Consider the following 6,673-nt stretch of genomic DNA (forward strand, 5'->3'; position numbering starts at 1 on the left):
TTCCGATGGTGATGGTTACTTCAAGATTGATCCTTTGAGATAAGAAGGTGGTGGTTGAGATGCTAAGACCAACGGCAGTTTCTGTAGTGCCCGTTGATAACTATATCATTAACGTTAAGTTTGATAATGGTGAAGAAAAGAAATTTGACGTGAAGCCGTACATTAAAGGCGATTGGTACGGTAGACTCAGAGATACCGCTTACTTTAAGGCGGTAAAAACGGACGGATATACGGTTACTTGGCCGGATGGGCAGGATATATGCCCAGATGAACTGTATACGCTTAGTTATGTATGATTAAAAAGGAAAAGCCCGGGGGCAGACAGTCTTTGAAGAGAGACTGGCGGTCCTCGGGTTTTTATTTTTGTTGTCATGTATACAGTATTATTATGTATAAAATATACTGAATAGTATGTTAACGTGTTATACTAAGTACCGATACGGGTGCTTTGGGGTATGCCCGTAGAAACAATTTTGCCCGTTCAGTGACGTTTTTTTCGGGCAGGAGGGGGTCTTATTATGATTATTGCAGGGTGTATAATTGTACTGGCTACCCTGGTGCTTCTCGTCAAGCATTACGAAGCCAGAATGGTACTGGTTTGTTCCGGTATTTTGATGTGTATCATAGGTGGTGTGGCGATGTCAGGTCTTGATGCCTTCGCAAAGGGCATGAAGAGTGGAATGATTACGTCGGCCTGCTCCAGTATGGGTTTTGCTCTCGCTATGCGTTTCACGGGCTGCGACAAGCACCTCATCAACGGCCTGGCGAAAATCCTGCTGAAGGTTAACTGGTTCCTGATTCCGGGTGTTATCTTCGGAACGTATGCAGTCAACATGGCTCTTCCGAGTGCCGCAGGAACGGCGGCAGCCGCAGGCGCAATTTTCATTCCTATCCTTATGGGCGCAGGTGTTCATCCGGCTATGGCAGCAGCTGCTGTGAAATGCGGAACGTACGGTTCCATGCTGAATCCCGGACTTGCTCATAACCCGTTTGTTGCGAAGATCGCTGGCGTGGACGTCATGGATGTTATCGCATTCCACTATCGTGCAAACATTGCATCTCTTGTTGTCGGTGCAGTCGCGCTCATGGCTATCGCTTATTTCTTCCATGAAAACAAAGGCCATGTTGCTGAAGGTCTTGAGATGGAAGAGGATTTCAAGGTAAATCCGATTTACGCGCTTATGCCGGTAGTTCCTATCGTTATCCTCATTCTCGGTGCTACGGGAGTTGTTCCGCTTTTCAAAATGGGTGTTGCTCAGGCTATGATTATCGGTACGGTTCTGACATGTATTATCACACGCACGCACCCGGGCAACCTTGCTAAATCCTTCTTTGACGGCATGGGCAAGGCATACGGTGATATCATCGGTATTATTATCGCTGCAGGTGTTTTTGTTGCAGGTATGAACGCTATGGGCCTTATTAAGGCATTCATCGCAGCAATGATTAACAACCCTGCAATCGTAAAAATCTGCGCATCTGTCGGACCGTTCATTCTCGGTCTTGTTACGGGCTCCGGTGATGCTGCAACATTTGCTTTCAACGAAGCTGTTACACCGCATGCAGAGCAGTTCGGTCTTTCCATCGTGCAGATGGGTTCCATGGCAACTCTTGGCGGTACGCTTGGCCGTACAATGTCGCCGATTGCAGGCGCTACGATTATCGTTGCAGGTATCGCAGGAATTAACCCGATGGAGGTTACACGCCGCAATGGTATTCCGATGATTCTTGCTATGATTGTAGGTATGGCAGTTCTTCTTATGTGATTTTCATGCGTTAAAATTTATGAAGAGAACTTCGTTAATCGAGGTTCTCTTTTTATTTTTGTCGAAATATATGAATAATGATGATATACTGATGTTATTGATAAATATTCTCCTTTATACAAATGTCAGGAGGCAAATATATGAACATCAGCGTTATAGAAGTTTTGCTGATTCCATTTTTAGGTACGACAGCAGGCGCGGCAATGGTGTTTTTCCTGAAGGACACCATAAGCCCAAGACTGCAGAAAATTTTTCTTGGGTTTGCGGCCGGCGTTATGGTTGCAGCAAGCTTTTGGAGTCTTCTTGCGCCTGCGATAGAGCAGTCGGAGGGGCTGGGAAGACTTGCCTTTATTCCTGCGGCTGCAGGATTTCTTGTGGGGATGCTCTTTCTTTTGGTGCTGGATGTGGTGACTCCGCACATGCACATGGATATGCAGGAGGAAGGCCCGCAGGAAACAGGACTGAAGAAAACCACAAAGCTGCTTCTTGCGGTTACGCTTCATAACATTCCTGAGGGAATGGCTGTGGGTGTGGTGCTGGCCGGATGGATATACGGGGTAGAACACATATCAGGGACCGGTGCGCTGGTGCTTGCCATCGGTATTGCGGTACAGAACTTCCCTGAGGGCGCAATTGTGTCCATGCCGCTTCTGGCAGAGGGAATGACCAAGTGGAAGACCTTTGCCGCAGGTGTGCTGTCGGGTATCGTAGAGCCTATAGCGGGAGTGATCACTATAGCCGCGGCGGGTCTGGTTATCCCGATTCTTCCGTATTTTTTGAGCTTTGCTGCCGGTGCTATGATGTACGTGGTGGTGGAGGAGCTGATACCTGAGATGTCGGAGGGCAGCCACTCAAACATCGCGGTCATAACCTTTGCAGTAGGGTTTACAATCATGATGATACTTGATGTGGCGCTGGGGTGAGCGCGGAAAATATGCCTGTCTGACAGAGAACTGCCGGGCAGGCTTTTGTTTTTTCAGAAAAGAGAAATCTTATTGGCTGGCAGGAATTGAAGAAAGCATAGCGAACTATTAAGCAGAAAGGATGTGCGAAATATGAGTGAACGAATTTTTGTATGCTATCCACGGTGCACGACCTGCAAGAAAGCAGAGAAATGGCTGGCGGATAAGGGAATTGCGGTAAAGGTAAGAGATATCAAGGAACAGAATCCTACGGAAAAAGAGCTTCGTGCATGGCATGAAAAAAGCGGACTGCCGCTGAAACGGTTCTTCAATACCAGCGGGCTCAAATACAAAGAACTTGCGCTGAAGGACAAACTGCCCTCCATGAGCGAGGCAGAGCAGTATGCACTTCTCGCTACGGACGGTATGCTTGTAAAGCGTCCGATTCTTGTTGACGGAGGCAGGGTTCTAGTGGGATTTAAGGAAAAGGAGTGGCAGGAAAGCCTGTCCTGATTTCGGTCCAGGGGAAGGAGGATTCCTATGAATAGGCGAGATTTTCTGCGAATTATGGCACTGGGCGCCGGGTGGCTCATGACTAACGGCTGGTTCAGCCGTTTCCGAAAAACCTCCGCGGCTCAGCGTGAATACTATCGCATACTGCTTCTTAGTGATACGCATCTTCCATGGCGGACGAAAAAACACAAAACCGAGGAAGACCAAAATGAAGTTTGGGAGCAGAAAACAAAGATTTTGGACGACATCAATTCCTGGGACGATGTGGACGAAGTAGATGTTCTGGGGGATTTGGCGGCACGCTACGGCACTGAGGAAGAATTTGCCTGCGTGGACGAATACCTTTCCCAAATCAGTGTGCCTGTTTATGTCATCGCGGGAAATCATGACTATGCCTATCAGGATGAACCCGATGAGAACGGAAAACTTCTGAGATGCGAAACATACGAAGAACGTTGGGAAAAGCTGATGGCATTCACGCGGAGGTACCATTTGCCTGATGTTTATTATGCGAGAACAGTCGGGAAATACCGTATGCTCTATCTGGCTCCGGACGCATGCACTGAGCTGAGTATAGAGCTTTCGGAAGGTCAGCTTGACTGGATGAAAAAAGAAATTTCTGAGCATCAGGAGGGGCCTATGCTGTTTTTATGCCATGCGCCTCTAATGGGAACGCTGCGTACATACAAGAAAAAAATCAATACATCATCAAGGACGGCACAGCCCGACGGGCCTCTGGAGGATATTCTGGAAGCATGCCCCAAAGGAAGCCTGTGGCTGTCAGGGCATACGCACACGCCGCCGACAAACGACAGCTATGCTGATGACAGCGTAAACAGATTCAATGATAACCTCGTGAACATACACAATCCAACAATAGATAAACGCCATGTGTATACCAATTCGCTCTATCTCTATGAAGACAAAACCGTCGTCCGCACCTACGACCATACTAAAGGCGTTTGGCTGGACGAGTTTGAACGGAGTTACGAATCATAAAATCATAATGTGTTTGCGAATATTTTCAAGAGAACGTTATATTTTATCCTATTCTTGACAGTTATATGTGGAAAGGATACATGAGACTGCAAAGGAGGAGTTTCGTTATGAGATGTTTTCGGGAAGCAGTGAAGAATCGCCGTACGAACTACGCACTGGGCAAAAATGTAAATGTCCTGCCTTCGGAAATTATCGCTGTGGCAGAGCGCATGACACGTGAAACACCGTCTGCGTTTAATATGCAGTCTGCCCGCGTGGTGCTGGCGTTTGGTGAGCATCATGAAAAGATATGGCACATTGCGAAGGAAACGCTGCGTGGTGTCGTGCCGGCAGATAAGTTTTCTGCGACGGAGCAGAAAATAGATGGCTTTGCGGCTGGATACGGAACTATACTGTTTTTTGAGGAAATGGCTACAGTAAAAGAAATGCAGGAAAAATTTCCCTCCTATACGGATAACTTCCCTGTTTGGGCGGCGCAGGCAAACGGAATGCTGCAGTTTGCCATTTGGACGGCGCTGGCGGATATGGGGCTTGGTGTCAATCTACAGCATTATAACCCATTGATTGATGCGGAAGTGAAGAAGCATTTTGATGTACCTGAGAGCTGGGCGCTGGTTGCGCAGATGGTTTTCGGTGAGGCGCTTGCCCCCGCACAGCCTACCGAAAAAATTCCTGTGGAAGAACGGGTGCGCACATATATGGGGTGATGCAGCATGGCAAAACGAATCAGGTCTATGCACGATGTTGAGGCTGTTGTTGAGGAGCAGGGATTTCTGCCGTTTTTTACGAATTATGTACCGGGGTTTTCTCTTGAAGAGCGTATTGACCCGAGGTATTGGTTCACAGGCTTTGATGATGCATGGGAAGCGTGGGAATGGAAGGGCCCTATCGCACGGGGGAAGAAATGCGTCTACGGAAAGCTGTTCAACAAGAAAGCATGCTTCGTGAGCCGTGAATGGTATCCTGATCTGGCGAATTGGCGCCGTGACGGCTACGATTTTGATTCGCTTTATGATGACGGCAAGGCCGCCTATGAGGATAAGCTTGTATATGATTTGATTGACCGGAAGAAAGAGCCTGTGCTGTCGAAGGAGCTGAAAAAGGCCGGTGAGTTCGGGAAAAACGGGCGAAAGGGTTTTGATACAATTATCACCCGTCTGCAGATGGAGTGCTATATAGTCGTGGCGGATTTTACGTATATGCTGGATAAGCAGGGGAATCCTTACGGCTGGGGTGTTGCTAAGTACACTACGCCGGAGAAATATTACGGCAAAGCCTTTACTGATGCCGTATATCGGAGAAAACCCGAAGAGTCCAAAGAGAGATTGCTTTCACATTTTAGGAAGATACTTCCATGGGCAAGCGAAAAGCAGCTGTTGAAGCTGTTGGGATAGAGTTTGGCCGGGAAGTTTTCGGTGAATCGCTGAGATTTAATATGATTTGAACATAAAAACACCCGGTTGCCGATAATTCGGCAACCGGGTATTTTGGTCGGTAAAGTTTTAATTACTGATTGTTTTCGGAATTGTAGCCGCCATCGTAGCAGTAACCGCCACCATAGCCACCGCCATATCCGCCGCAGCCGTAGCCTCCGCCGTAACCGCCGCGTCCGCGTCCACCACGGCCGTAGCCGCCGCAGGTGTAGTCAGCGTTGACATTCTGCTCGAATGCCGGTACGTTTTCCGCACGCTCCGGGGTTGCTGCAAAAGCTGTTCCTGTCGTTGCGATGACAACTGCTGCCATCATGGTTAAGATTGTCTTTTTCATTGTAATCTGCCTCCTAAAATTGGTTGATGTTTTCTTTGTTGATTGTATTATATGAGGCAGGTGTGACAAAAATGTGTCATGAAAAAATTTTTTAGCGATATGTTACCGTTTCACTCAGAGGCTTGCGATTTTCGTGATTCGGCAGCGGTTTTGCGTCAGGGTCGGCATAGCCTATGTCAATAAAAATCGTCACAACTTCATTGGACGGGAGCTCCAAAAGCTCTTTTGCTTTATCCGGGTCAAAATAGTTTACCCAGCAGGTGTCCAGACCGATGGCTTTGGCGGCCAGTACGATATGTGTTGCAACAATAGCGGCGTCCTCTGCACCGGAGTTATACTTGCCGCCCGGATATTCAAATACATTGCCTATGTCGTAAGCGATGGCAAGTACAGTAGGCGCATTATAGCGGCAGGGTGTGATTTTGTCTGCAACAGCAAGTGAATCCTTTGTCTCCAGAACGTAGATGTGCTGTGGCTGACTGTTTTTTGCTGTAGGAGCGAGACGGCCCGCTTCCAAAACCTGTTCCAGCTTTGATGTTTCTACAGCCTTGTCCGCAAATTTCTTGCACGAATAACGTGCCTTGGCAAGTTCAAGAAAATCCATTGTATTGACCTCCTAACCGATAAATAGTAATTCCTCTGATGCGGAGTTAATCCGCGAATGGTAATTTGATTTATTCCCCTCGCAGAGAATTATACCAACAATAGATTTTTAGTTCCTTAGAA

At 47.6% G+C, this 6,673-nt stretch carries 9 protein-coding genes; 7 read left to right on the forward strand and 2 right to left on the reverse strand.

The annotated features are described in order from the left end of the window. Positions 1 to 59: 59 nt before the first annotated feature. From ACY69O_RS08410 to ACY69O_RS08440, 7 genes are all read left to right on the forward strand, one after another. Positions 60 to 296: a DUF2442 domain-containing protein gene (locus ACY69O_RS08410; RefSeq protein ID WP_462333022.1), complete on the forward strand. Its 237-nt coding sequence runs from the start codon at positions 60 to 62 to the stop codon at positions 294 to 296. A gap of 222 nt (positions 297 to 518) precedes the next feature. Further along, a complete protein-coding gene (dcuC, locus tag ACY69O_RS08415; protein WP_462333023.1) occupies positions 519 to 1,766 on the forward strand; it encodes a C4-dicarboxylate transporter DcuC in 1,248 nt (415 codons plus the stop codon). A 140-nt stretch (positions 1,767 to 1,906) separates the two neighbouring features. Further along, a complete protein-coding gene (locus ACY69O_RS08420; protein WP_462333024.1) occupies positions 1,907 to 2,689 on the forward strand; it encodes a ZIP family metal transporter in 783 nt (260 codons plus the stop codon). Between the two features lie 132 nt (positions 2,690 to 2,821). Beyond that, positions 2,822 to 3,181: an arsenate reductase family protein gene (locus ACY69O_RS08425; RefSeq protein WP_462333025.1), complete on the forward strand. Its 360-nt coding sequence runs from the start codon at positions 2,822 to 2,824 to the stop codon at positions 3,179 to 3,181. Between the two features lie 27 nt (positions 3,182 to 3,208). Continuing rightward, on the forward strand, positions 3,209 to 4,180 hold the full coding sequence (locus ACY69O_RS08430) for a metallophosphoesterase family protein (protein WP_462333026.1): 972 nt from the start codon (positions 3,209 to 3,211) through the stop codon (positions 4,178 to 4,180). 107 nt (positions 4,181 to 4,287) lie between these two features. Further along, on the forward strand, positions 4,288 to 4,887 hold the full coding sequence (locus ACY69O_RS08435; RefSeq protein ID WP_462333027.1) for a nitroreductase family protein: 600 nt from the start codon (positions 4,288 to 4,290) through the stop codon (positions 4,885 to 4,887). 6 nt (positions 4,888 to 4,893) lie between these two features. After that, the gene (locus tag ACY69O_RS08440) at positions 4,894 to 5,574 is read left to right on the forward strand and encodes an AlkZ-related protein (protein ID WP_462333028.1); all 681 of its coding nucleotides are present in this window, start codon (positions 4,894 to 4,896) and stop codon (positions 5,572 to 5,574) included. Positions 5,575 to 5,686: 112 nt separating this feature from the next. Here the strand turns inward: ACY69O_RS08440 and ACY69O_RS08445 are convergent, their stop codons facing one another. Both ACY69O_RS08445 and ACY69O_RS08450 read right to left on the reverse strand, forming a co-directional pair. Further along, complete coding sequence (locus tag ACY69O_RS08445; RefSeq protein ID WP_462333029.1) at positions 5,687 to 5,947, reverse strand: hypothetical protein; 261 nt, start codon at positions 5,945 to 5,947, stop codon at positions 5,687 to 5,689. Positions 5,948 to 6,038: 91 nt separating this feature from the next. Then, a complete protein-coding gene (locus ACY69O_RS08450) occupies positions 6,039 to 6,551 on the reverse strand; it encodes a nitroreductase family protein (protein ID WP_462333030.1) in 513 nt (170 codons plus the stop codon). Positions 6,552 to 6,673 lie beyond the last annotated feature (122 nt).

The sequence above is a fragment of the Schwartzia sp. (in: firmicutes) genome, assembly GCF_978017985.1.